Below are 25,951 nucleotides of genomic sequence, written 5' to 3' on the forward strand. Positions count from 1 at the left end.
GACGGGCCACTTCTTTGCCTAGCGTTGCTTGGCTTCCCGTACCATTCGTTTTACGTCCTCCCGTAGTTTCACTGCATCGTAAACGATCCCATCTTTGACGGTATACAGAATGCCCGAAGTGGTGGTCACGCTACCGTCGTCCGCGAGGCGGGTGGCGCCGGTGCCGTAGAGGACCTTTAAATCCGCAAGGGGGTTCTCACCAACAATGACGATATCCGCCAGTTTGCCGGCTTCGATCGTTCCAATCTCGTCTTCCATCCCGATCGCTTCCGCGCCGTACAGCGTGGCGGAACGGATCACCTCCAGCGGATGGAATCCGGCTTCCCGTAGCAATTCCAGCTCCCGGATGTACCCAAAGCCGTAGGTCTGGTAGATGTAACCCGAGTCCGATCCGGCGGTGACGCGGCCGCCGCGGTTTTTGTACTCGTTGATGAAGGTCATCCACAGCCGGTAATTTTCCTTCCAGTCCACCTCCTGTTCGGTGCCCCAACGGTGCCAGTAGCTACCGTGGGCGGTACGGCTGGGTTGGAAGAACTTCCAAAGACTGGGCATGGTGTACTCATCGTGCCAGTCGGCGTTGCGGGCTCGCATCACGTCGCGGTTAGCATCGTAAATATTGAAGGTGGGGTTGATGGTGAAGTCCAATTCCAGTAGTTCATCCATTACGGCGTTCCAGTGGTCGGAGTAGGGTGGGGCGGCCTGCTTCCACAGGCGGCCGGCTTCGCCAAATCGGTCCTGCTCATCCTGGTAGTTATAGTCTACGGGGTAATCTTGGATAGTCCGGTCGGTGAAAAGGGCTTCGGGTAGCCCGTACCAGTGTTCCATGGAGGTGAGGCCGGCGCGGGCGGAGTTGAGGACGTTCCAGCGGCCGACGTCCATTTGGGCGTGATGGCAGGCGGAGCCCAGTCCAAGTTCCTTGTTTGTTTCAAGCGCGGCTTGCATAAAATCCGGGCGCGTCCCGAATAGTTTGATACCATCCGAGCCCTTCCGTTGGTTTTCGCGGATCCATTCTTTCACCTGCTCTACGTCGGTGAAGGGATCTTCGCGGCCCATCCCGAAACCGGTGTAGGCGATGATTCGCGGCGCTACTATTTCGTTGGCAGCCGAGCGCCGTTTGTGTTTAAGTACCCAGTCAATCCCGTTAAAACTACCGGGTTCGCGGATCGTGGTGATGCCGTGGCCGAGCCACAATTTGTAGACGTAATCCGCTTCCGCCCCCTGGGCGCGGCCGCCGGTATGGCCGTGCATATCTACGAAACCGGGGAGGGCGTACATACCGGTGCAATCAATTTCGCGGCCGCCGTCTTTCAATTTCGGGCGGCGATTGACATTGATGGGAACGCCGGGGTTACCGACGGTCCGGGCCGATACGATCTTGTTGCCCTCCACCACGATATCTACCGGACCGATGGGTGGTGCGCCGTTGCCGTTGATCAAGGTCAAGCCACGTAGAATGAGTTGTGGGAAGGGGCCTTCCCCAAAACTTCCGTCCCGATCCGGTGCTTCGGGCATCTGTTGGGCGCTGACGCAGGTGCAGAGGAAAAGAGCAAGAAACAGGACCGGAATAATACGCATGGGATCAATTTGAGCCACTAAAGTAAGCCGGAACGAGACATATTGATCCTCATTAAAGTAGGTGTGCCCCCTTGGTATGGGTACTGGACTTACCTTGCGGAAAATTCGTCTGCCGTGCCACCGATCAGCGTTTTCGACATTTTCAAAATTGGCGTGGGGCCGTCCAGCTCCCACACCATAGGCCCGTGGAAGGCGGGGCTGGATTTCGTACGTACCCTGCCGGACGTTGCCATCGACCGGTTGGACGTCCAGCTATTTGGCTCCCTCAGCAAAACCGGCCGGGGGCACGCTACGGACGTAGCCGTTATCATGGGACTCCTCGGTCACGACCCGGTGACGGTCGATACAACCCGGATCGCCGACTATGTGCGGGAGTTGGCGGATTGCATGACGCTGGAAGTCAACGGCAAACCCATCGTTTTTGAGCGGAAACAGAACATCCACTTTACGAACGCGACCCACGACGCTCACCCGAATACGCTGATTTTCAATGTCTACTGCCAAAGTGAGTTGGTACATTCCGTCCGCTACGCTTCCGTGGGTGGTGGATTTGTGGAGCGGGCAAATGCTGGTCCTCGCCAAAAGCTGCAGAAGTTCCCTTACCCAACCGCAAGGGGCATTGATTTGATGCGCCACCACCAGCGAACCGGATGGTCAATTGCCGAGATAGTCCGGGCCAACGAAGAAAGCATTGACACGCCTGCGAACGTCGATCGCAAGATCCAGGAGATATTCAGTACGATGAAAGAGGCCGTTTACCGGGGATGCACCACCAGTGGAATCCTTCCGGGAGGTTTGAACGTCGTCCGCCGCGCCAAAGCAATGAACGACGATCTGCTTGATGGTCGGAAGTTTGCGGATATAGCCCACTGGGAAAAGATGATCCGCAATAGCTACCAGGACTTTAATACGGTCAACAAATGGATCAGTTGCTTTGCCCTCGCCGTTAACGAAGAGAATGCGGCAATGGGCCGGATTGTCACCAGCCCTACGAACGGAGCAGCCGGGGTGGTGCCGGCGGTTTTGCTGTACTACTACTTCTTCTGCACGGATTACGACGAGCCCCGGATCGAAGATTTCCTGCTGACGGCTGGTGAAATTGGATCGCTTTTCAAAAAAGGGGCAACGATATCCGCCGCCGTGGGAGGTTGCCAGGCAGAAATTGGGGTTTCCTCCAGCATGGCTGCTGCGGGTCTGACGCAAGCGCTCGGTGGCTCCCCCGCCCAGGTGCTGATGGCAGCAGAAATAGCGATGGAGCATCATTTAGGGCTCACCTGTGACCCCGTCGGTGGCTTGGTCCAAATCCCCTGTATTGAACGCAATGCGATGGGCGCCATGAAGGCCATTACCGCGGCTAACCTGGCATTGGCTGGTGATCCGAATACCTCCGTCGTCAGTATTGATACGGTCATCAAAACCATGTGGCAAACGGCGAAGGCCATGAATTCTAAGTTTAAAGAAACAAGTGAGGGTGGCCTCGCATTTAACCTCCCGGTAGCCATGCCTGACTGTTGATCGTCAGACACCACGCGCGACCTACTTCACCACTGATTTTACTTTATTATGCACGTAGATATTCTGGCCATTGGCGTTCACCCCGACGACGTGGAACTCTCCGCCAGCGGCACGCTGCTGAAACACATTGAACTTGGCTATTCCGTTGGATTACTGGATCTTACCCGCGGTGAGCTGGGTAGCCGCGGAAGTGCTGCCATCCGTACACGCGAAGCCAACGAAGCAGCCGTCAAGATGGGGGCCAGCTTCCGCGAGAATTTGGATATGCCGGACGGCTTCATGCAGTATAGCCAGGAAAACTTACTTAAGATCATCCAGGTGATTCGTAGGTGTACACCAAGTATTGTACTCACCAATGCCTTGGCGGACCGCCACCCGGACCACGGGCGCGCGGCTAAACTGACCGCCGATGCTTGCTACTACAGTGGCCTCATCAAAATCGAGACCCTGGACGATGCGGGTAAACCACAGGATAAATTCCGCCCGGACAACGTCTATCACTACATCCAGGACCGAAATCGTAAACCAGATTTCGTAGTGGACATCACCGGGCACCTGGATAAGAAGATGGAGGTCATTCGCTGCTACGAGAGCCAATTCGACGACCACAAGGCCGGGCCCTACGCTGAAGAAGTGAAGACGCCCATTAGCGGTAAAGACTTTTTGGATTTTGTAGAATCCAAAGCCCTTCACTTCGGCAGAGAGGCAAATTTTCAGCACGCGGAAGGCTTCGAAGTCAGCCGTTACCCGGGGGTGACCAATTTGTTTGACCTGAAGTAGTAGGCGTTACTCATCCAAGTCATGCAGGCCCTGCACCAATTCTTCGTACATCTCTCCCCAACCCGCCCAGCCGTGTTCGGGGGCATAGCTACTGTTGTGCCACAGCAATGTGAACGGTCCTCCGTATTTGGCTACGGCAGCACGTAGTTCCAATATTTGGTCGCGCGCTTCCGCGGGGCCGATATTTTCGTAGTTCTTCAGCGTCACGTCCATTGCGGCGAAAGGATGAATGGTGAGCCCAGTTGCTGCTTCCCGTTCCAGGTCGTACCATTTGTAGGGGAGGTTCGTCCCGGCGCGCCAGCCCGGTTGGTCGGCGTAACCCATGCTGTGGTCGTTAGCGATGCCGGCCAGTAACAGGTTCCGGTAAGTATCCGGGAGGCGAAACCGCAAAAAGTGCTGCCGCCCGTGGCGGGGGGCGCAACCCGTGATTTGTCCCAACCGTTGAGTCTCTTCGCGCAAAAGCTCGAGGTTGTCAAGCGTGCCGTAACCGGGGTGTATGCCGTGTTGCGCCACGTCACTCGTCGTCCGTATCGCTTCCACTTGTTCATCGGGAATGGGGTACGGGTTGACGTCCTGCCGTAAATCATTATTTGCCAGTAGCCAGAATACGTACGGCAAGGTGCGCTTATTCGGGCGCTGCCGCGGGTGCAAAGCAAGAAGGCGAGTAAGCAGGTTATAGGAATCCTCGGACTCAGATACGCTGAAGCGAAGTCGGGCCCGGTCCCACTTCCCGGTGACGGAATCACGCACTCCGGATGCAAGGCCTTTCCAACCCCGGTGGTGGTAGGCCCAGAGCAGGTCGATATCGTAGGTAGGTTGGAAGTAATTGGGGTGGCTTTTCGGTGGCGGCAGGGTGGGGTAGGCACCTTGCAGTAGTTCAGCTATCCGCCGGCACCAGTACCGAACTACCGGGAGGTGCAGGTAATCGTTCGCGGCGGCGTGGCTCTGGGTTGCGGGAAAACGACCGTGGTCATCCGGCTGGAAGGGAGAGTATTCTTCGTAGCGCCCCAGGCAAAAGAAGATGCAGGCGAGCGCATCGAAAGGTAATTGCGATGTCCCTTCAGGCTGGGCGGGGGAGTTAAAGAATGTTGGATAGCCATCTCGCCGAAATTCGACGGCTAATTCCACTTCAGAGACACCCTTCCCCTTCAGGATTGGACTTGTGGGAATCGCTGGGCATGCGACGTCTCGTCGCTCTTCCAATCCATACCGCAGTTTGAAGGGGGACTCATGGGCTAGCCATTTATCCTGATCCGTAATGAGTTGGAATTGGTATCCGAGGTCACGGCTTACCTCCTTCAGTACGTACCGAAGCCGCGGGTGGCGGGCGGCAGCGAGCGTGGGGATGATTGTAGGCTGAGGCATGCAGAAATGTAAGCGGCGTGATATATCGGGTTTGAGGGCAGCTAATCCAAATGCTTGTCCGCCAGGCTTCACGCCGTTGCGCAACAAATAAACGTAAAATGCTGTCTACACCTTTAATTACGTTTAACTTCCCATCATGATACGTTCTTTTCTGATTCTGTTGTTCAGTTGCCTGGTGATCGGTACGGCTACGGCGCAGCAACGCCTTCCGGGAAACCAAAACATCTACTCCGCCAATACGCGGGGGATCATATACGACAAGGAGTTGGGTTTCAGCCTAGCGATCCTTAGCCCCCGGAATATTGAGTTCAGCGTACGGAGCGGGAAGATCGTAAGCTTCGATAAGATGAAGTATTGGAGCCTTGGTCTAGGCAATATCCGCCACAGCCGGGAGCGGAAAATTAACCCGGAGGACTTCAACCCGCAGACGAACCGGATCAGCCGGTCCTATACCTACGGTAAAGAGAACCAGTTGTACGCCCTGCGCTTTGCGTTCGGTACGCGTAAATACATCAGCGAAAAAGCCAAGGACAAGGGAGTAGCGATGGGTTACTCCTATGAATTCGGCCCCAGTTTAGGTTTGTTGAAGCCCTACTACATCGAATATGAGTTGCAGGACGCCGCGTTCACCGTTATCGACATCCGCCACGACGGGGAGAATACAGCTCAATTCCTAAATGACCAGGGCCGCATCTTCGGCGCCAGCGAATGGACGAAAGGGCTAGGGGAGATTGGGTTACGCCCCGGCCTCCACGCCCGCGCCGCCGCCCACTTTGGCTTTGGTGCCTACGATGAAGTCCCCAAATACCTGGAGGCCGGCCTGATGGCGGACTTCTTCCTGGGGGAAACGGATCTGTTGATCGAAAGTGACCTGACGCCCGGCGTGAAGAACAGCCCCCTGTACCTCAGCCTGTACGTTAAAGTTACGATGGGTAAGCGGTGGTAAGGCAATCCTTGTGCTCGTGGAAGCATCCCTTCCAACCCCTTGCCTGGCACCTGCGGCAGCGCCAAACTAACGTCAGGTTGCTTAATATTTAAGACCGCAGAAATTCTAATTCTGACCGCTCGTTCATCCTGACTGTTACCGCAGGTTGCTGGCCAATCTCTTCGTTGAGGCGACGACGGACGACGTGTTGTGCGGCTTGCAGTACGTCTGACTGAATTTTTCCGAAACGGGTCGGTAATCCCGCCTGTGAGGAACTCGCCGCCAGACAGGCCACAAGCGGGAATTCAAGATCTTCGCAAATCCGGTAGCAAGCGCTGTCGAAAGCCAGACGGACGGCGACTTCCCCACGCTCATCGAGCAAGCTTACCGGCACCCGTTTGCCCGCAGGCACCGAGACGGTAAGTGGTCGCTTGTGGTAATGCAGCAAAGTTTCCAACGCCGGGTCGATGCCGGGGCACCAGGCCCGTAGCAATGCAGTATCGGCAAAGATCAATTCCGGGCGATTGGTGGGGGAGGGTGGGCAGACCTGCAACAACCTCTCGATGGCTGACCGTTTGCCACCGTGGGCGATGAGTTGCCAAAGATTTGCGGTGGGTAGCAGGACCAAGCCCTGCTGTTCGAGCACGGACAGGGTGCCCGCACCGAATGCCGGAAAGGGGTGTTGCATTAAAGGGTTTGAATTTGTTCTCAGAGCCATGTGCAGTTGGGAAAGACGGGCCGATTCGGGCCTAAAGCAAAGCGAAGTGAGCGGAAGACTTACGCCGGGGCTCCAGCACTGGAAAAGCAAGTTTTCGTGCGGACGTTTCAGCGACAATTAGGGCCGCTTCGGCTGCTATAATGGTGCGTTCAAGAAATCAAACTGTATTTTGCGGGGCAGATTGTACCCTCATCAGAATTTTAATTGTGCCCGGTAGATTATATCCAATTCTAGCTTTTTTCCTGTTGCTGATGGCCAGTGGAAGCCACCAACTGAATGCCGGCCACATTGTGGGTGGCGAATTCAGCTATGCCTGCCGGGGCTACCTGAATAACGATACCCTCAGTGGAATCAAGGTGTACGATATTCGGCTTAATATGTACCGGGACAACATCGGGCCGGGGGCGGATTTTGACGGCGCGGATGGGCTGAATCGCGGGACGGGCCCAAATGATCGCGTCAGTCTCGGGGGCCACATGACGGTATTCAGGGGCCGATCGATCTTTATACGGGAACAGGTGCTTCAACTTGGCCCAATTCGGCCGGTAGACGTGAATTTGGGTAATCCTTGCGCCGACCCCAACGTGCCGGCAGATCAACAGATTGCCGTCTATGAATTCACGCTGGAGCTGCCGGAATCCGCAGAGAGCTACACCCTGGCTTACCAGCGCTGTTGCCGTAATGGAGCAATCTTAAACTTGAGCCAACCGGAGATCATTGGATCGACTTATTTTATTGAAATTACACCGGAAGCGCAAACGCGCTGTAACGCCAGCCCGCGCTTCAACATCGACCCACCTATTGCAATCTGCGCAGGCTTTGAGTTTCAATTGGACCTTGGCGCAACGGACGAACAGGGAGACAGCCTGGCGTACAAATTGTGTGATCCGGTAGTCGGTGGTGGTAACGTGAACGGACCGACCGGCATGGACGGTGGTGCTATTGACGGAGTGGCACCGCGGCCAGAATCGGCACCGCCCTACGGAATTGCCAACTGGGCCGGATTTAATTTTGACACGCAAAATCAACTCGGGCGCAACAGCGAACTTTCCCTGGATGAATTAACCGGGCTGCTCGCCGGGGTGCCAGCGCGGCAGGGGACCTATTCTCTGGCGGTTTGCATTGAGGAATGGTCGCGTGACGAAACACCTATTTTGCTGAGCGAGACCAAGCGGGAGTTCCAACTGGTCGTAGCCCTATGCGGAACCGCAGTGACCGCGGATCTGGTAGAAACGGAGTTGGACGCGCAGGGCAGATTCTACATTCAACAGTGTGGCCTCGGTGAAAACACGATCTTCAACGAAAGCACGGATGAGCGTTTCATAGATCGTTACGATTGGATCGTCAACGGTCCGGAAGGAAGGATAACGGGGCGAGGGCGCGATTTTAGCTACAGTATAGAAGAAGTTGGAGAGTACACTGGGATGATGATACTCAACCGTACCAGTTTCGCGGCAAACTGCCGTGATACCGCCGAATTCCTGTTGGGTGTCTTCCCCGGAATCGAGCCTGACTTTGAGTTTGAGGACATCGCTTGTGAAGACCAGCCCATCAACTTTACGAATGAGTCTACTACGGAGTCGGATAACTTCATTACCGGCTATTCATGGGACTTTCGTGACTCCACTGCACTGGTGACGACTACGGACGCCACGCATCAATTTACCTTCCCGGGGACGTACCCCGTCCGGTTGGTGGCGACGGATAATAATCTGTGTAAGGACTCGATTGACATCGACGTACCCTTCTTCCCAATTCCAAAAACGGTGATCGTCCCGCCGGACGGATCGTTTGGTTGCTTGCCGTTGGTGAAGAAATTCCCCAACCTAAGTTCCCCCATCTCGGAAGAGTATGACTTCGAGTGGCGGTTCGGCGACGGTGGTACCAGTGATGAACTCAGCCCAACTTATGCGTACGATACGGAGGGTATTTATGATGTTTACCTAAAGATCACCAGCCCCCTGGGTTGTTCGGTAGATACTACACTGCTGGAATTCGTAGACGTACGCCAATCCCCGATGGCGGACTTTTTCTGGACGCCGGAACGACCAACGCGATTGGCACCCGACTTTCAAGTATTCGATGCCTCCCAGAACTCGCTGGGTAAGAAGTACTGGGTCAGTAATGCGAACGGAGACCGACTCTTCGCCACGCCAAACGCCAGTTTTCCCTACACGCTGCGGGATACCAGTTCCATTTTTATCACCCAGGTAGTGAGCCACCCCAGTGGATGTACCGATACGATTGTGAAGTCTCTGCGATTGGCGGGAGCGAGCACATTTTATGTCCCGAACGCTTTCACGCCGAATGGTGATGGCCTAAACGATATCTTCTTCCCAAAGGGAGAGCTCAACGAAATCACTGAGTACCGATTCCGCGTGTGGAACCGTTGGGGTGAGTTGGTCTTCAGCACTTCCGACCCGGAGCAAGGTTGGAACGGGCAATTCAGGGAAATTGATAGCCCCGGTGGCGCCTATTTGTGGGATGCAGAGTTTCTTGACCCCCTCGGTTTGGAACAGCGGTTTAAGGGCGGGGTAGTGCTCATTCGCTGACCATCCGCGACAAGACATAGGAAAGGCCGTAACGCATTCTTTTGCGTTACGGCCTTTTTCAATTGTGGAACCGAAGGGTTGTTACTTCCCGCGAGTAAATAGGTACTGCGTGCTACCCCCCGTGGAACTGGCGTTGCCTTCGGTCGGGAGGACCATGGATTCTTCGTAAACCCATCCATTAGCAATGAGGAAGTTGACGGCGTGCATCACGGAGTTGAAGCGCATCCGTTTCCCGTCGCGGGGGTTGATAACCTCCATGCGCTGGCGGCTACCACCGGCTACGGATTGGCCGTAATCGACGAAGATCGTCACCTTATTGGAAAGGAAGCGCTCCTGGGCGATCATGCGGACCATGAAGACTTCCTCCAGATTGTTGATGTTAACGCCGTCGACGACGACCTGGCTGAAGGCAGCGGTAGTACCGGCAAAAACGAGGGCGAGGGCAAAAAAGAACTTTTTCATATGGCTTTGTTTTGTCAAGTAAACCGGTATGTCGAGGTCTGGTACATACCACGACGCGAGAATAGTGTTTTCTTAACAAAATTGCGTCCGTCGTCTTACGTTATTCAGGGCAGTTGCCACTTCTGATCCATCTACTTTAACTATGAAGATGCTCTTTGCTCTTTTATTAACGGTTATATCCTGGTCCCAGCAAGCTGACCTACCGGTGCAATGGGTGGGCAATAAGGACGTAGTGCTGGGAACCATTCCCAGAGGAGAGGACCATACCATTACCTACCAATTCCGCAACCTGACGGACGGGCCTTTGCTAATTGAAAACGTACGAACCTCCTGCGGATGCACTTCCTCAGATTGGGAGGAGCGGCCGGTAGCACCGGACAGCTTTGGATCGATCAACGTCACCTACGACTCGACGAAACGCGGGTATTTCCGGAAGAACGTCAAGGTTTTCTTCGTCGGCCACCGGGGAGGGCACCGCCTTTCACTCTCGGGGTTCGTCGAATAAGCACTCCCCGTGGTAGATAGCGGTGGGGCGGACCTGGCTAATGTGTTACCTTCGCCGCCGTTATAAAACAAGACAACTATGACCTGGTTAACCCTCGTCTTACTCTTCGGATACATTGCCCTCAGCGCCGCATTGTACCTGCTATTTCCCAAGGCCGGCCGCGACGCCAAGCTGGCCCTGATCCCCGGCTACAATATGTGGATCGTGGCTGAAATCGTTGGCCGCAAGGGGTGGCACAGCTTGCTGTTGCTAATACCTTATTTTAATATCTTCATCTTCGCGGGGCTGATGGTAGATCTCGCTCGGTCGTTTGGCCGCTACTCCTTCGGGGAGCACGTGCTGGCGGTCATTGCCTCCTGGGGGTACTTCGGCTGGGTAGCCAAACAGGACGGCCCAACCTTCGTTTATAATGGCCCTATCCTGGAAGTGGAGCGCCAGTACCAGGCGGAACTAAAGACCGCCACCAAGACCGGGGAGAAGCGGGAGATCAACAAGGTCCACGCGCGTTACCCGCAGTTTGAAAAGCCATTCTATCAGGACTGGGCCGAGGCGGCGGTCTTCGCCATCTTCGCGGCCGCGCTGATCCGTCTGCTGCTGATTGAATCCTACATTATTCCTACGCCTTCGATGGAGGGTAACCTGAACGTGGGTGACTTTCTGTTTGTCTCTAAGGTCCACTACGGTTTGCGGTTGCCCCAAACCTTGTTGATGATCCCTCTGGCGCACAACCGCGCGCCACTGGTGGGTGGGGAGAGTTACATTGACGGAGCGGACTTGCCCTACCGTCGTTTGCCTAAGATTGAAAGCATTGACCGGTATGACCCGGTCGTGTTTAACGTACCCGCCGGTGATAGTGTGTACCTCATTCCCGGGCGCGCTATCTATCCCCACGACATTCGCCACGGTGGCAACCCCCAATTGGCGCAGGCCGTGGAGAGTGGCCGCCTGGACCTCATCACCCGCCCCGTCGACAAAAGAGACCATTACGTGAAGCGCTGCGTAGGTTTGCCGGGAGAAACGTTGGAAATCAGGGAACGGGACGTTTTTGTTAACGGTACTAAGATCGAGGACCCGGAGAACGTCCAGTATTCCTACTTGGTAGACGGCGTGCCGTCGACACTCCCGGAGAAGTGGCGGGATATGAAGATCAGCCCGGATGATTTCCAGGCTCGCGGTGACGGACGCGCGGTGATGATCCTATCCAACGAGCAGAAGGAGACCCTTCAGTCTCAGAACCCGGGCATGACCTTTGAGTACACCGAAGTACCTGGAGGCGTCCAGTACTACCCCCACGACGCCCGCTACTGGGGCCAGCAGGGGAGGGATAATTTCGGCCCGGTTCTGATCCCGGAACGGGGTATGACCACCAAGTTGGATGAGAAAACCTACGCACTCTACTGGAGGTGTATCCGCGTCTACGAGGACAACCCCAGCTTCGAAAAGCGGGGCAAGAAGTTTTACCTGGACGGCCAGGAGATTACCGAGTACACCTTCAAGATGGATTACTTCTGGATGATGGGAGATAATCGCCACAACTCCGAAGACAGTCGGGTGTGGGGATTCGTGCCGGAAGATCACATCCTCGGTAAACCGCTCTTCGTATGGTTCTCTATCAAAGAGGGTAGCCTGGCGAATGGCGTGAACTGGAACCGGATCGGACGCAGCGCTTCCAAAATTGGTGGCCTCTAGGACGAGCTCCCCTGTTTATCATCAATCGAAGTATTGACCATGAAGATCGCACTACTTGGCTACGGCAAGATGGGCCGCGTCATTGAGGGACTGGCCCAAGCTGCCGGCGACGAGATCGTACTGCGGGTCGACGAGAGCAACCGAGGAGACATCACTGCGGCCGACCTGGCTAAAGCTGACGTCGCCATTGAATTTAGCCGTCCGGAAGCCGCTCCCGGTAACATCGATTTGGCACTTGCTGCTGGCGTCCCCATCGTAGTCGGGACGACTGGCTGGTTAGCGCAGTTACCCGCCATTAGCGAGAAGGTAGTGGCTGCGGAGGGTGCCCTTTTCTGGGCGTCCAATTTCAGCGTTGGAGTGAACGTGTTCTTTGCGGCGGCAAAACAGTTGGGGCAGTTGCTCGGTCAGTACCCAGGCTACGCGGCCAGCGTGGAGGAGATCCACCACTTACAGAAGTTGGATTCGCCGAGTGGGACGGCCATTACCTTGGCGGAGTCCTTTGCAGCCGGAAATCCTGCTTACGGCAGTTGGTCCTTGGACCGAGTTACGTCTATAGTCCCCCAACAAAACATTGCACCTGCGGCAGCGCCCGCAAATGGTGAAAAGGCGGTACCGATCCACAGTATTCGTGAGGAGGGCGTGCCAGGGACGCACTTGCTAACGCTAAGCTCTGGCGTGGATACGATTGAGTTGAAACACACGGCACACTCCCGGGAAGGCTTTGCGAAAGGTGCTCTGGTGGCGGCTAACTTTTTGCGGGATAAGAAAGGTGTCTTCACGATGGAAGACCTTCTGAAGCATTAGGGAACAATTGGACCGGCTTGCGTTGTATGTTTGCCACCGCAAAACACCCGCTATGTACCGCCTCCAATACTGCCTCTTTTGCCTGCTGATGACCGGTTCGCTCTTCGCGCAACTGCCCAATACGCAAGTGTACGTTTTCGACATGGCCGTACGGGATACGAGTATCACTTTTTCGAAGCCGTTGTACGTATCGGGTTTTAACCCAAAGGGCTACAACAATCAGCCTGGCTGGATTGACCGGAACAATTTGCTGATGACGGTCGCCATGCCGGGAGATGATCAGCCCGAGATCTACAAGATGGATCTGGCCCGCCGCAAAAAGACGCGGCTCACGGCGACGGCTTCCGGCGAGTTTAGCCCGAAAGTGATGAGCACCGGAACCAAGTTCTCTGCCGTCCGCCAGGAAGTGATCGGCCAGGATACCGTACTGCGACTTTGGGAATTTCCGCTGGACCTGACTACGAACGGTAAACCAGTTTTCAGCCAAATCACCGGCACGGGCTACTACGAGTGGCTAAACAGCGTGCAGTTGGCGCTCTTTCAAGTGGAAGACCCCAGTAAACTAATGCTCGCCGCTACGGATAATGGCGCACCTACTCAGTTAGCTAAGCGTATTGGCCGCTCTTTCGCTCGACAGCCTAACGGCAACCTCGCTTACGTCGATAAATCTCGCCAGCCCTGGCGTATCGTGGAGAAAAGCCTCTACCGCCTCAACGATCCGGCAACGCTGGTAACGGAGGTGCGGCCCGGCTCGGAGGACTTCAGCATCCTGCCCGACGGCTCCTACATCATGGGGCAGGGGAGTAAGCTCTACCGCTTTGACCCGTTACGCAACCCCCGCTGGGTGGAGTTAACGGACCTCCGCCTTTACGGTATCCGCGGCATTACCCGAATTTCAACTAACAACTTCGGCCGCATCGCCATCGTCGCGACGGGCCGGTAGATTAAAGGCTACCGGACTAACCACCCGGCATTCATCCGATCACCCACCACAACTACCAAATTATGATCATCGGTTGTCCAAAGGAAATTAAGAACAATGAAAACCGGGTCGCCCTTACGCCCGGTGGAACCCTCGAACTCGTGCGCCGCGGCCATACGGTTTACGTCCAAACCCAGGCCGGCACCGGGAGTGGATATGCGGACGAAGATTACGTCGAGAGTGGCGCGGTGATTCTGCCCACCATTGAAGAAGTGTACGGGAAAGCGGAGACCATCGTCAAGGTCAAAGAGCCCATTGCACCGGAGTACGATTTGATTCGGGAAGGGCAGTTCCTCTTTACCTACTTCCACTTTGCCAGTTCGCGCCCACTGACGGAAGCGATGATCAAATCCAAAGCCATCTGTTTGACTTACGAGACGGTTGAAGCGCCGAATGGCTCCCTGCCACTGTTGATTCCCATGAGCGAAGTAGCCGGCCGCATGGCCGTGCAGGAAGGGGCGAAGTACCTCGAGGCGCCCTCCGGCGGGCGGGGAATTTTGCTCGGTGGCGTCCCTGGCGTTCGCCCCGCCAACGTTCTTATTCTGGGCGGTGGCGTAGTTGGTACCGAAGCCGCTAAAATGGCTTCCGGACTCAACGCCAACGTGACTCTGATGGACATCAGCCTCAGCCGGATGCGCTACCTCTGCGAAATCCTGCCGAAGAACGTGACTACCCTGTACAGCAGTGAGTACAACATTCGTAAGCAACTTTCTACCGTAGATCTGATTATCGGTGCTGTCCTTATTCCCGGAGCTAAAGCACCGCACCTCATCACCCGGCAGATGCTGAGTGAAATGCGGCCGGGCTCCGTCGTCATCGACGTGGCCGTAGACCAGGGGGGCTGCATCGAGACTTGCCACCCAACGACGCATGAGGACCCCACGTACGTGGTGGATGACGTCATCCACTACTGCGTTGCCAACATGCCAGGAGCGGTACCTTTCACCAGCACCCAGGCGCTTACGAACGCAACCTTCCCCTACCTACTGCAGATTGCTCAGAAGGGTTGGAAGCAAGCTTGCGACGATAACGCCGGCCTGGCCAAAGGCCTCAACGTGATGGACGGCAAGATCGTCTACCAACCCGTCGCCGACGCCTTTGCTGACTTAGCCTAAACCAAATGATTGAAGAAGGACTGGAACTGAAGGAGGCCTGCCTCGAGCACTGCTCACACTTGTTAGCGGACCAACTGGCAACCCTCAGTTCCAGCCTCGAATCCATCCGGGGTTCTCGCTCGAGTGAGACGAAGTCCAGTGCCGGAGACAAATTTGAGACCGGCCGGGCTATGTTGCAATTAGAGGAGAATAACCTCAAACAGCAACTTGCCGCTGCGCTGGAGACGCGGCGCCTACTTGACCAGGCGCACCGTAGTACCACCGGCGATCGTATCGCTCACGGTAACCTGGTAGCCACGAATCGTGGAATTTATTTACTGGCGGCTGGGTTTGGTAAGATCAAGGTGAAGACGCGCGACGTGTTTTGCATTAGCCCTGGAAGTCCAATTGGTAGGCGTCTGCTAGGTAAAATTGCCGGCGAGGCATTTCTATTTAACGAAGTGAGGTTTCAGGTGCTGGGGTTTGTGTAGTTCCCCCCGGTAGTAGTCCCCCCGGTAGGTTGACCTTTAGGTCAACCCATGAGGAGAAGACTACCAATTTACAGGTTGTGTTTGTGAAGGTTGCGCCCGACCTAAAGGTCGAGCCTACGATAGAGCCTACGGTCGTGCTTACAACCGTATCTCCGGCACTTCCGCCGGCACCACCAGCCGTCCTTCCGTAGCCGCTTTGATCTCTTCCACCGTAACCCCCGGCGCACGTTCCCGCAGCAGAAAACCATCCGCCGTTACGTCAAGTACGGCGAGGTTAGTGACGATCTTCTTCACGCAGCCTAGCCCCGTGAGTGGCAAACTGCATTGCTTCAGCAGCTTGGATTGCCCCGCCCGATTGGTATGGCTCATGGCCACGATGATATTTTCGGCGGAGGCGACGAGGTCCATGGCGCCACCCATCCCCTTGACCATTTTGCCCGGGATCTTCCAATTAGCGATGTCCCCGGTATCGGACACTTCCATCGCGCCGAGTACCGTCAACTGGACGTGCTGGCCGCGAATCATTGCGAAACTGGTGGCGGAATCGAATATGCTGGCGCCCGGCAACGAGGTGATGGTTTGCTTGCCGGCGTTGATCAAGTCGGCATCCTCTTCACCCGCGTAGGGGAAGGGGCCCATCCCGAGAATGCCATTTTCGGATTGGAAGGTGACGTCGATTCCTTCGGGGATATAATTGGCGATCAGGGTAGGGATGCCGATACCTAGGTTGACATACCAACCGTCCTGCAGTTCTTGGGCGATGCGTTGAGCGATGCCGTTTCTATCGAGCATAATTGAAGGTTAGGGGAGGGGAAGATGGAAAGGGTTTGAGGGCGAGTGCCCTGGAGCTTACGTTATGCTTTTCGCTCGCGCACGGTCCGTTGCTCGATTCGCTTTTCGTAGTCTACCCCCTGGAAGATGCGTTGTACAAAAATCCCAGGTAGGTGAATTTGATTGGGGTCCAGCTCTCCTGGTTCAACGAGTTCTTCCACCTCCGCTACCGTAATTTTTCCGGCCATGGCCATCATCGGGTTGAAGTTGCGGGCGGTGCCTTTGAAGATGAGGTTACCGTCGCGGTCGCCCTTCCAGGCTTTCACGAGGGCGAAATCGGCCGTCAGGGCCATCTCCAGGATGTGGGGTTTGCCGTTGAACTCGCGTACCTCTTTCCCTTCCGCTACTTCCGTACCGTACCCGGCCGGTGTGAAGAAGGCGGGAATGCCCGCACCGCCAGCCCGGCAGCGTTCGGCGAGGGAGCCCTGGGGGATGAGGTCGACCTCCAGCGTGCCGTCCAGCATTTGCCGTTCAAATTCCTTGTTTTCGCCAACGTAAGAAGAGATCATCTTTTTGACCTGGCGCTTCTGCAGCATCAGGCCAATGCCAAAGTCATCAACCCCGGCGTTGTTGGAAATGCAGGTCAGACCAGTCGTTCCGGCCCGGACTAATGCGGCGATACAATTCTCGGGGATGCCACAAAGGCCGAAGCCTCCTAGCATGAGGGTCATGCCATTTTTGAGGCCGGCGATGGCGGCGTCGGCGTTAGCAACAGTCTTATTCATGGTGTGGGCTTGATCAACTCTATAATGGTTCGGGCAAGATAGCTACTGCTTATTCAACGCCCAATCGTAGTCCCGGAAACCAATCTCGACGTCGGCGGGGATCGGGGTCGGTAGGTATTTATTTAAGTAGGTGCGCAGGTCGCCGAAGTCTTCACCGTACCAATCAAAGATCTTGGAAACGGCCACTTCATCACCGATGGTATTGTACGCTGGGTTGCGGACGAATGCCCGTGTCCGCTCCGTCAGTAAGGATTCTACATTAGCCGCCATGAAAGCCTTATTCGGGAGGGGTGGGCAGGATTTAGCGGCACAATTCACGGCGAAATGAATCCGTGCATCTTTAAAGCGCGGGCGAATGATGTCGTGCTCGATGTTGTTCAGGCTGTACGTTTCACCCTCAATTTCGATCCATTTTACTTTCCACGGGTCGCCTCCGTCGAGATCCGTAATGGACGCTACGGGGTAGTCCCGCAAAATGCGCTTTATGGTAAAGGCATTGTACGCGTTGATCCAGTAGGCTAGGGAAGCCCTCCGGCCCCACGTGCCCTTTGGCGCCGTCTCTTGTAGGGTGGCTAAGTAAGCGTCGAGTTCGCTTTCGCTACTTTTAAATCCTGCATAATCGACGTTACCAGCATCGTCAACGTAGCGTTGCAATAGAGTATTCCAGGGCTGGTGTGAAGGCGAGGCTGGCGGAATTTCCAACGCTTCCTCTACTTCCATTGTAGCTGGCTCATCAGAAGATGCTTCAGCAGAAGCGGGCGCTGCCGCAGGTGCCGGGGAAGTTGGGGAAGCCGCCACGGGAGCGTTCACGACCGGACTGGAGGTGACGGGCTCCGCTGCAGGACGGACCGGCGTAGAAGGAGCTGATGCGGTAACCGCTGGCGCAGAGACGGCCGTCGGCTTTACTCTTGGGTTGATCTTCGGTTTTTCAGTATCAATAGAACTTGGGGTGGGTTCCGGCATTCTTTCTGGCTCGACGGTACTGGGGTCCACATTACGGGTGAACTCTACCTGATCCTGTTTGACGGGTAGGTCTTTTTGGACGGGTGCCTCCGCCACGGAGGGCTGACTTTTGGTGCTAGCATCGTCACTCCGAGCCCGCGTTCCACAGGAGATGAGTAGAAGAACGGTGATAAGAAGGCTAAGTGATTGAAGGGTTAATTTCATTATTCGGCTGGGTGGTACGCTGGGGTAACGTTCAATCAGGCCTACGGGGTTTGCCAGTACCGATAAGATTCTACGCAGCGGCGGGTGGAATACTTTGTGTAAGAACTTTTGCGAGCCAAATTGTTGTTCCTTCCCCGGCGGCGATATACCTTTGCGGCCAGCTAAATCAGCACTACCGGAGGAATGGCAGAGCGGTTTAATGCACCGGTCTTGAAAACCGACGTACCGAGAGGTACCGGGGGTTCGAATCCCTCTTCCTCCGCAACGAAATGGCCCGACGTTCCCCCCCGAACGCTCGGGTCATTTTGGTTTTGGGCTGCCTTCAACTACTACTGGACTTCCTTTCCCCGTACGCTCAACCCTGGGGTAGGGGAGGCGTTAGTCGAGTTAACTGCTTATTACTATGGAAGAATCGAAGATCGTCCGGGCACTGGCCGGCGTACAGGACCCCAACACCGGTACGGATATCATCACCGCCAATATGGTCCTGCACCTCAAGGTGGATGCCCCGAACGTCAGCTTCACCCTCCAGCTGCCGAAGTTGGATAATGATTATAAGCAGCAACTAAACTTCGCCTGCCAGGAGGCCATCTTAGGCATTTATCCCGAAGCGAACGTGCACGTCCACATGCAAAACCCATCTTCCGCTGCACCTGCGTCAGCGCCAAATGGAGCACCGGGTGGGCCGCAAAAAGCGAACCCGCTGCCGCACGTGCGAAACATAATCGCCGTGGCCAGTGGTAAAGGTGGGGTAGGGAAGTCTACCGTGGCCGTCAACCTGGCCCTGGCTTTGCAAGAGATTGGTGGCGCCGTCGGCCTGCTGGATGCTGACGTTTACGGGCCCTCTGCGCCAACGATGCTGGGCCTGGTAGGGCAGAAACCGAAGGTGGAAAAGGTATACGGTAAACCGAAGATCAAGCCACTGTTCGCCTACGGAATGCCAGTGATGAGTACCGGATTTGTGGTGGAACCCGAACAAGCCGTCGTCCTCCGGGGCCCCCGCCTGAGTGGTATCATCAAGCAGTTCCTGGAAGAATGTATCTGGCCGCCACTGGACTACCTCATTATCGACTTACCCCCAGGGACAGGTGACGTGCAACTCAGTTTGGTACAAACGGTGCCCGTAACTGGTGCCGTTCTGGTTACGACCCCACAGGATGTCGCCCTTGCCGATGCGGTAAAGGCAATGAATATGTTCTTCCTGCCAGACGTTCAGGTTCCCGTGCTCGGGGTCGTCGAAAATATGTCCTGGTTCACTCCCCGCGAACTGCCGGATAACAAGTATTACCTCTTCGGGAAGGATGGTGGAAAAACGCTGGCCAAAAAATCCAACAGTATGCTGCTGGGCCAAGTGCCGCTGATCGAAGGCATCCGCGAAGGGGGAGACGACGGCAAGCCGGCTTTCCTAGACCGTGACGACGAAATGGTCCGTGAGGTCTGGTTGAAGGTAGCCAAGAACGTTGCCCGCCAAACCGCCCTGCGCAACGAAATGATGGAGCAGACGCCCATTGTTCAGATCAAGTCCTAGACCTTAAAAGATCGCTAGCTGATTCTCGGCCTGTTCTTCAATTCGCTCCTGCTTGCTGAGGAGGATGCCCGTGTTGTCGCTATCCGGCAACAGGCGTTTGGCGATGCGCAGCCGGTGGGTATAGCGCCCGAGCTCGTAGTTGTAGATACCGAAGTGATCGACGGCGTCAATCCGCACCCGGTCCCCCACGTGGAGGATGGTGCTATCCGGCAGCAAAATGCCTACGTGGTTGATTTCCCGCTTCCGGTTATCGAAAAACGCCAGGTCACCTACTTGGGCCTGGACCATGAAGTCTACCATCCGCCCACTGCCGGCCATGGCCTCTGCGGTACGTGGCAGCTTAACGTTGATGAGCCGGTACAGTAGTTGGATGAGCGCAGAAGCATCCACGCCAACTGGCGTCCGACCACCGCGCATGCCGGGAGCATACAGCCATTTGCGGGCGAAACGAATGAGCAGATCAGCATCCGTTCGTAAATCCTCGGAAAGGGCCGCCTGCCCTGAGTAATTAAAGGTTTTGCCGCCGTGGGTGAGTCGCAAACCATCATATTCCGGTAGTCTGGCCCCGAAGGTGATGGGGATACCTTCCCGTTCGCCGAGGATGGTAGAGAACAGGTCGAGATTGAACGCAGGGTTATCCCGCTGCAAACGGAAAGTTCGCTCATCCACCCCAATCAACTGGTCGGTGCGGACGTAGCCTTCAAACTCATCATCGGAGCAACGGATGTGTGCAAAGTGCTTGCCCGCTTCCAGGATGGTCACGGGTTCACCGAAGAGCAGTTGGGAACTGAGCTCCGCGTCCTTTTTGGGGCGGGCCAGGATGGCTGCGGCGGCGAATTTGCCGGTGGCGAACTTTTGCATCATGGGGCGAAGGTAAGCACCTTGTTCTTCACGTTGGTTGACCTCCGGTTGGTTGACCCCAGGTAGGTTGACCCCAGGTTGGTTGACCTTTAGGTCAACACTGATCTGCCGGTTGCTAATAATTCCAGTCACGTTTAGTCGTATTCAGTATTTAATCTGGTTTAGCACATGTTCGTTACACTTCTTTTGTGACCACCACGAAGTAGCAGCGCAGCTAAAAGAAGCAAAAGCTTTGTCCTGTAACCGTGGCTTAACGCGATTTTCCGGTGGAAAGGCTAAAATCTGCCAACTCGCCAAACGTCCTTTGCGCTAAGCTTAAATCATTTGATTGCATTATTCTTTTGGCCTTCAATCAATCTTTCGCGTGCTCAAACAGTGCAGATTTCTTAACGCCTTTCCACCGGAAAATCACTACCACGGTTAAGGGACGGATGCCGTTTAGGGGAATAGGTATCTCGTCTAAATCTAAAATCTAGCTTCTAATATCCCTAGAAATTCTAACGTCCTCGAAGACTTCTCTGCCGCAACGCCAAACTTACCTCTTCCCCCAAATAGTTATTGATCAACCGGTGGGCTAGGTAGATCACTGGGGTGAGGAGGATGGCGGAGACAAATTTGAAAACGTACTGAACGGTAGCTACGGCGAGGATGCGGGACCAGGGCCAAGGATCGGCAACCCCGTCAAAAAGCTCGGGGCCAAGTTTGAAGGCGACGTAGAGGACGACAAAACTGTCCACTAACTGGCTGATGACCGTGGAGCCGGTGCTGCGGAGCCAGAGCATTCCTTCCCCAGTGCTGCGTTTGATGCGCTGAAAGACGAATACATCCGTCAATTGGGCGAGGAGGAAAGCGGCGAGGGAGCCCACGATGATGAATAGCCCTTGACCAAAGGTGACAGCAAAGGCCGCCTGACTATCCGATACTCCTCTATCCACGGATTGGGTCACCCACCAATCCGCTGGGCTCAGGGATATGGCGGCGAAGATCATGGCGAAGGCGTAAAGGATGAGCCCAACCGTTAGGTAGCTCAGCAGTTGAACGCCGTGTTTGCCGTAGTAATCATTGAGTACGTCCGTCATCACGAAGACGATGGGCCACAGCAATACGCCGGCACTGAACTGAAGGGCGCCTACTTCACCGAAGAGGTTGAAGTTCCAGGGGACCACCCCCAGGGTATCTTCCAACGCAAAGATTTTGACGCCAATTAACTCCGCTACCACGGCATTGGCCACGAAGAAGCCGGCCAGGATGATGAACAAGCGGCTGGGTTTGTGGGACGTTACGTCGAGGGCAACTTCTGGGGTACTGTGCGGAGATACGCTGGGCATAAACCATGAATTGAGTCAGGGGCGGGAAGGGGCAAGCAGGGAATATCAATCGAATTCCTTTCGGTGCGGATGGGCAAATGTATTCAGAAGCAACGTAACCGTCTTCCTGGAATGGCTCGCCGTCGGTGGCCGCTCTCCTTGCATTCACGCTAAGCCTCTCGACGAATCTTGCTACTTTTAGCGCCAAGCCCCCAACGTTTGCGCTTCGTATGAACGTCTAGCGAATAATTGAACTACTACCGAGATTGCCCCAGATGCGTATTACACTCTTGCTGTTATTTTTCCTGTCGGTACATTCGCTTACCGGGCAGAAACTAAGGGGCCGGATTCACCACAGCGTGACAATGTTGGATACTACGGTGACCCATCAGCTGATACTGCTGGACTACAGTAAGTTGCTCGGGACGGCCGTCCGCTTTACCCCCGATTCCCTGTTCTTTCGGATGCACGCTGCAGCGGAGGTCTCCGCATTCCCGGCGGAACAGGTACGTTACTTAGGTGTCTATCAGCCCAAGTTCAATCCTGATGACGAGCAATTTGCGTCATCCGCACCCGGCTTTCAGGACCTAACCTACGAGCGTACCGCGCTACCCTTCCAGGAGAAGGCCAGGTTTAAGATCATCAACCTGCTTTACCTGGGTACGGAATTTGCGCTCAACGACAATTTTGAAGTTGGGGTAGGCTTAGCTCCGGTAGGATTACTCCTAACCCAACGAGCTCGGGTAAGCATTACGCCAAAAGTGCACGTGGGAGTCAGTAATCAATCGATCTACTTTCCATTTTTTGGTAATACCAACCGGGGTGGGACGGGGGTACTGGTTGGTGACGTCACCGCACTACTTACCCTCGGCGACGATCGCGGATTTCTGAACATTGGTAGCGGGTATTTTTACAATACGGACGTCCGTAATGAAAGAATATTTCTACAACGACTGGCAGCGGGCGGACGTGTCAGCAAGTACTGGCACCTCTACGCAGAGGCTATGGCATCCTTAAACCGCCGCAATGATGACGCGGAACTCTACCCTAGTTTCACCGCCGCCTACGGGAAGCGGCGCCACCGTTGGCGGTTCGGAGTCTTTACGGTGTACCAGCAGGAACGTAGAGTGCGGATACCACCTTTACCTTACGTTGGCTACACGCGCTACTGGTGATCAGCTGATTTTCTAGCTCAGCCCTAGAAGTAGTCGTAGCCGACCAGTAAGGGTTGCATGGTATTGGCGTGCAGCAATACCCAATCTTCGCCACCGTTGATGAAAGCACTGTAAGCCGATACGCTACCACTATTGATTTGTAATTCCCCTTCCCGGGAATCACCGCTGAGCGGATCGTCCGAATAACGGGGGTAGACGGCCATGGTCTGCGGCTTCTGCCCCTCCTGAGTGATGGAGATGATGGCAAATGGCACCTGATTGTTGGCCCTTTCAATCACCTTTAGGTCCTTATTCTCAAAACTGGAGATGTAATACTCTTCGTACCGGGAGAGGACGCCTTCCACACCACCTTTGGGAATCATACGAGTCTGCTGAGGGCCTTCGTACAGTGGGGCTAACTGGAATCGATCCTCCATCTTAGTCAGTTTGAAGCTTGCGCCCTGTTGTTTGGGGTAATCGATCTTAAACTCCGTGACTTTATCCGGGTCAACGCGCCAGTACACTTTGTCCCGCCATTCATCATCCCAGTGCATAAAGCGCTGGCGGATGTTGCCGGTGAAGCCGGGAAGGTGAACGACGTAGGGGTCCTCGACGCCTTCTTTGATGGCGTAAGTACCCAGTTCATCATTGTTGCTTCCTCCTAGATAGTAGCCCTGGAGTTTCTGGCCGGACTCATCAAACAGTTGTACCAGAATGCCGGAAGTCGCAATATCCTCAATGATGTTGGGGATGGCTTTGTAGCTGGGGAGCGACTGAATGTCCAGACCCCGAACCACGTGCAGAATACCCTTCACAATGTTGGCGTTGGCTGGCTCACCGTCCGCCAGCCAGCCGGAGACACCGCCTCGGGTGAGATTGACCTGGTGGCCATTACGATCGGCAATGAAGATGCGGTCGATCGCCTCCACGTTGGCGTAGCTGAATTGCCGGCTCTCCGCCTTATCGGCAAGGCTAGTCTCGGTGTCGTCACTCCGCAGGGCGAAGTAGGTGATGCCTCCCAATACGAGGACGGCTAGTAGCAACAGGAAAGTACGGTTCATGCTAAGTCAGGTAACGTGGTCAGGGGCACCTCGAAAGGCCAGGAAGTAGGTGAGCGATCAGGCGCGTTTTTTCGCGTAGCGACGCTTGCGCACAAAGTTAAACCCAAGGCCGAAGAGGGCGAGCAGCAGCAGCGGAAGACCGATGTTAAGTAAGCGCCACGACGTAGCGTTCGCCACCGCCGCTTCCTTGTCAGTGAGGCGCAGTTTAACCTCCTTGCCACGAGCACCAATCACCCCATTCGGGTTGAGCAGGTATTCGATGGCATTCAACATGAAGGTTTTGTTGGCGTACTGAAATTTCTCAAATTTGTTGAAGCCCAACGGGTAGTAGGGATTCTGTTTTCCCACCTCGTTGGAGAGCACGTCACCGTCAGCGATGATCATCATCCGGGTTGGCTCGGATTTGGCTTTGAACGCGATTCCATTCTCCCGTAACATGGCTTCGTTTTCCTTGCGCAGCCGGTTAGCATAAGGGCTGGTGAAGGAACCTTCCAGCAACATGGCCAGGGGTAAGGCCTCCTCGTCAAAACGGTCCAGGTCGAGACTGAATTTCTGCGCGTCCAGATCAATGGGGGAGGGAAGCCGTTGCCGGCGGGAACGGGGGCTCGTCGTCAGCAACACCGTTTTCTTGACGTCGGGGTCGTCGCTTACCGACTCGATCACAGTAGGGAAGCGAAGATCTACCGGGTCCAGATTTTTTACTACGGGGTGGTCTTCGCGCGGGATGGATTTTACGTGGTAGGGAAAGTCCACGAGAGTAATGTTGGTCCCTTCCGCACTCCGCCCCGTCGCCATAGCAATCTTGGTGTTTGAAAGATCCAGGGCGAGCACCGGCGGTAGGCGGAATCCGTATTTAAAGAAGATGTCCTCCAGCCCAGTGGAGTAAGGTTGGGGGTAGAATTCGTTCCGACCCTGCAAAGAGTCTAGGTCCATTGAAACGGCATCCACGGCCCAGAGGACTTTGCCGCCATTCATGATGTACTGGTCCAACTTGAATGCTTCAAAATCAGAAAAGGGAATGGTGGGCTTGGCGACAATCAGCAATTCAATGTCGTTGGGAATGAGCGCGAAGCTATCCAAATTCACTGGCCCCAGGTCGTAATCTTCGCGGAGGTTCCGCACGAGGTCGATCGTATTGATGCCGGGTAATTCCCCGTGGCCCATCGTGAAGCCAATGAGCGGCTTATCATTATTGGTCAGTCCCTCAATGGCGCGGCTCAGGTTGTACTCCAGCAAACTCTCCGCCTGGTTAATCCGTCGGATCTCACTCATGCCGGGTAGGGAAGGCGCAAGAAAAGGAACGACCCGCTGGCGCGTACCGTACGTCAATACGGCGTAGGGATAGACGGCGTTCAGGCTTCTTTCGGCTGCAGTGGCGGCAGAGTAAACCGTTACCGGGACGATGCCGAAGTCTTCTTGCAACTGCCGTTGGCGGTCGCGTACGATCTCGGGGTCACCACTCAGGGGATCGGAGAACTCCCACTCAATATTGTTGGTGTAAGAGGAGAAATCCAGCAGCAGATCGGAGACCTTTTCCTTCAGTCGTTCGTAATTGGCGGGCAACTTACCCGTGAGGAGAATGCGGATGGTGAGGCGCTCTTCCAGGTTCTCCAGCTGTTCGGCGGTATTATCCGTAAGCGTGAAGCGCTTGTCTTCCGTCAAATCCCAGGCGCCGTAGAGGGCCGTCCCGCCGATGCGTGCATTGGCCAGCACGTTGATGATCACGAGCAGGGCTACGGCCAAGGCGAACTGGACGAGCGATTGGTTGCGGTGTTTCTTTTCTAGTTGGGGCATACGTACGCTAAAAGAACGCGAAGGTAGGGCTTTGTATTTGGTCCGAAAACAGATTGCGGGCCCACC

The 25,951-nt window shown here is 55.3% G+C and carries 23 protein-coding genes and 1 tRNA gene; 13 read left to right on the forward strand and 11 right to left on the reverse strand.

Translation table 11 applies throughout. From position 1 onward, the window contains the following. Window positions 1-18: 18 nt before the first annotated feature. Window positions 19-1,575, reverse strand: coding sequence for an amidohydrolase family protein (locus A3850_RS13085; RefSeq protein ID WP_068217170.1), 1,557 nt, complete (start codon window positions 1,573-1,575; stop codon window positions 19-21). Window positions 1,576-1,689: 114 nt separating this feature from the next. On the opposite strand from A3850_RS13085, the gene A3850_RS13090 reads away from it, so the two are divergent. Beyond that, window positions 1,690-3,090 (forward strand): L-serine ammonia-lyase, encoded by a 1,401-nt coding sequence (locus A3850_RS13090; protein ID WP_068217171.1) that lies wholly within the window; start codon window positions 1,690-1,692, stop codon window positions 3,088-3,090. A gap of 48 nt (window positions 3,091-3,138) precedes the next feature. Continuing rightward, window positions 3,139-3,870, forward strand: a complete 732-nt coding sequence (gene bshB1, locus A3850_RS13095) for a bacillithiol biosynthesis deacetylase BshB1 (protein ID WP_068217172.1) — start codon at window positions 3,139-3,141, stop codon at window positions 3,868-3,870. A 6-nt stretch (window positions 3,871-3,876) separates the two neighbouring features. Here the strand turns inward: bshB1 and A3850_RS13100 are convergent, their stop codons facing one another. Further along, on the reverse strand, window positions 3,877-5,235 hold the full coding sequence (locus tag A3850_RS13100; protein ID WP_068217174.1) for a polysaccharide deacetylase family protein: 1,359 nt from the start codon (window positions 5,233-5,235) through the stop codon (window positions 3,877-3,879). 136 nt (window positions 5,236-5,371) lie between these two features. Here A3850_RS13100 and A3850_RS13105 point away from each other — a divergent pair, with 136 nt between their 5' ends. Then, a complete protein-coding gene (locus tag A3850_RS13105) occupies window positions 5,372-6,181 on the forward strand; it encodes a hypothetical protein (RefSeq protein WP_068217176.1) in 810 nt (269 codons plus the stop codon). An 88-nt stretch (window positions 6,182-6,269) separates the two neighbouring features. Here the strand turns inward: A3850_RS13105 and A3850_RS13110 are convergent, their stop codons facing one another. Next, a complete protein-coding gene (locus A3850_RS13110; RefSeq protein WP_197494053.1) occupies window positions 6,270-6,848 on the reverse strand; it encodes a Sua5/YciO/YrdC/YwlC family protein in 579 nt (192 codons plus the stop codon). 281 nt (window positions 6,849-7,129) lie between these two features. On the opposite strand from A3850_RS13110, the gene A3850_RS13115 reads away from it, so the two are divergent. Further along, on the forward strand, window positions 7,130-9,430 hold the full coding sequence (locus tag A3850_RS13115; RefSeq protein WP_068217180.1) for a PKD domain-containing protein: 2,301 nt from the start codon (window positions 7,130-7,132) through the stop codon (window positions 9,428-9,430). Between the two features lie 81 nt (window positions 9,431-9,511). On the opposite strand, the gene A3850_RS13120 is transcribed toward A3850_RS13115, so the two are convergent. Then, window positions 9,512-9,892: a hypothetical protein gene (locus A3850_RS13120; RefSeq protein WP_068217186.1), complete on the reverse strand. Its 381-nt coding sequence runs from the start codon at window positions 9,890-9,892 to the stop codon at window positions 9,512-9,514. 142 nt (window positions 9,893-10,034) lie between these two features. On the opposite strand from A3850_RS13120, the gene A3850_RS13125 reads away from it, so the two are divergent. From A3850_RS13125 to A3850_RS13150, 6 genes are all read left to right on the forward strand, one after another. Then, a complete protein-coding gene (locus tag A3850_RS13125; protein WP_082921805.1) occupies window positions 10,035-10,397 on the forward strand; it encodes a DUF1573 domain-containing protein in 363 nt (120 codons plus the stop codon). A 78-nt stretch (window positions 10,398-10,475) separates the two neighbouring features. Beyond that, window positions 10,476-12,086, forward strand: a complete 1,611-nt coding sequence (locus tag A3850_RS13130; protein ID WP_068217187.1) for a S26 family signal peptidase — start codon at window positions 10,476-10,478, stop codon at window positions 12,084-12,086. A gap of 39 nt (window positions 12,087-12,125) precedes the next feature. After that, on the forward strand, window positions 12,126-12,890 hold the full coding sequence (gene dapB, locus A3850_RS13135) for a 4-hydroxy-tetrahydrodipicolinate reductase (protein ID WP_068217190.1): 765 nt from the start codon (window positions 12,126-12,128) through the stop codon (window positions 12,888-12,890). Window positions 12,891-12,942: 52 nt separating this feature from the next. After that, window positions 12,943-13,833: a hypothetical protein gene (locus A3850_RS13140; protein WP_068217192.1), complete on the forward strand. Its 891-nt coding sequence runs from the start codon at window positions 12,943-12,945 to the stop codon at window positions 13,831-13,833. A 62-nt stretch (window positions 13,834-13,895) separates the two neighbouring features. Beyond that, the gene (ald, locus tag A3850_RS13145; RefSeq protein WP_068217194.1) at window positions 13,896-14,987 is read left to right on the forward strand and encodes an alanine dehydrogenase; all 1,092 of its coding nucleotides are present in this window, start codon (window positions 13,896-13,898) and stop codon (window positions 14,985-14,987) included. A 5-nt stretch (window positions 14,988-14,992) separates the two neighbouring features. Next, window positions 14,993-15,457, forward strand: a complete 465-nt coding sequence (locus A3850_RS13150; RefSeq protein WP_068217196.1) for a hypothetical protein — start codon at window positions 14,993-14,995, stop codon at window positions 15,455-15,457. Window positions 15,458-15,595: 138 nt separating this feature from the next. Here the strand turns inward: A3850_RS13150 and A3850_RS13155 are convergent, their stop codons facing one another. The 3 genes from A3850_RS13155 to A3850_RS20030 form a co-directional block, all read right to left on the reverse strand. Next, window positions 15,596-16,249: a CoA transferase subunit B gene (locus A3850_RS13155; RefSeq protein ID WP_068217199.1), complete on the reverse strand. Its 654-nt coding sequence runs from the start codon at window positions 16,247-16,249 to the stop codon at window positions 15,596-15,598. A gap of 62 nt (window positions 16,250-16,311) precedes the next feature. Continuing rightward, entirely contained in the window at window positions 16,312-17,013 is a 702-nt protein-coding gene (locus A3850_RS13160; RefSeq protein ID WP_068217201.1) for a CoA transferase subunit A, read from the reverse strand. A 42-nt stretch (window positions 17,014-17,055) separates the two neighbouring features. Continuing rightward, complete coding sequence (locus A3850_RS20030) at window positions 17,056-18,180, reverse strand: DUF547 domain-containing protein (protein WP_082921806.1); 1,125 nt, start codon at window positions 18,178-18,180, stop codon at window positions 17,056-17,058. A gap of 177 nt (window positions 18,181-18,357) precedes the next feature. Here A3850_RS20030 and A3850_RS13170 point away from each other — a divergent pair. Beyond that, window positions 18,358-18,442: transfer RNA gene (locus A3850_RS13170), tRNA-Ser, on the forward strand. A 141-nt stretch (window positions 18,443-18,583) separates the two neighbouring features. After that, complete coding sequence (locus A3850_RS13175) at window positions 18,584-19,708, forward strand: Mrp/NBP35 family ATP-binding protein (RefSeq protein ID WP_197494054.1); 1,125 nt, start codon at window positions 18,584-18,586, stop codon at window positions 19,706-19,708. A 3-nt stretch (window positions 19,709-19,711) separates the two neighbouring features. On the opposite strand, the gene A3850_RS13180 is transcribed toward A3850_RS13175, so the two are convergent. Next, the gene (locus A3850_RS13180; protein WP_157501139.1) at window positions 19,712-20,572 is read right to left on the reverse strand and encodes an NlpC/P60 family protein; all 861 of its coding nucleotides are present in this window, start codon (window positions 20,570-20,572) and stop codon (window positions 19,712-19,714) included. A 494-nt stretch (window positions 20,573-21,066) separates the two neighbouring features. Continuing rightward, window positions 21,067-21,897: a queuosine precursor transporter gene (locus A3850_RS13185; protein WP_082921807.1), complete on the reverse strand. Its 831-nt coding sequence runs from the start codon at window positions 21,895-21,897 to the stop codon at window positions 21,067-21,069. A gap of 254 nt (window positions 21,898-22,151) precedes the next feature. Here A3850_RS13185 and A3850_RS13190 point away from each other — a divergent pair, with 254 nt between their 5' ends. Then, entirely contained in the window at window positions 22,152-23,051 is a 900-nt protein-coding gene (locus tag A3850_RS13190; protein ID WP_157501141.1) for a hypothetical protein, read from the forward strand. A gap of 23 nt (window positions 23,052-23,074) precedes the next feature. Here the strand turns inward: A3850_RS13190 and A3850_RS13195 are convergent, their stop codons facing one another. After that, window positions 23,075-24,091: a hypothetical protein gene (locus A3850_RS13195; protein ID WP_068217214.1), complete on the reverse strand. Its 1,017-nt coding sequence runs from the start codon at window positions 24,089-24,091 to the stop codon at window positions 23,075-23,077. Window positions 24,092-24,148: 57 nt separating this feature from the next. After that, a complete protein-coding gene (gene gldG, locus A3850_RS13200; protein ID WP_068217216.1) occupies window positions 24,149-25,885 on the reverse strand; it encodes a gliding motility-associated ABC transporter substrate-binding protein GldG in 1,737 nt (578 codons plus the stop codon). Between the last annotated feature and the right edge of the window lie 66 nt (window positions 25,886-25,951).

Origin of the sequence: Lewinella sp. 4G2 (assembly GCF_001625015.1) — a bacterium.
Classification (GTDB): domain Bacteria; phylum Bacteroidota; class Bacteroidia; order Chitinophagales; family Saprospiraceae; genus Neolewinella.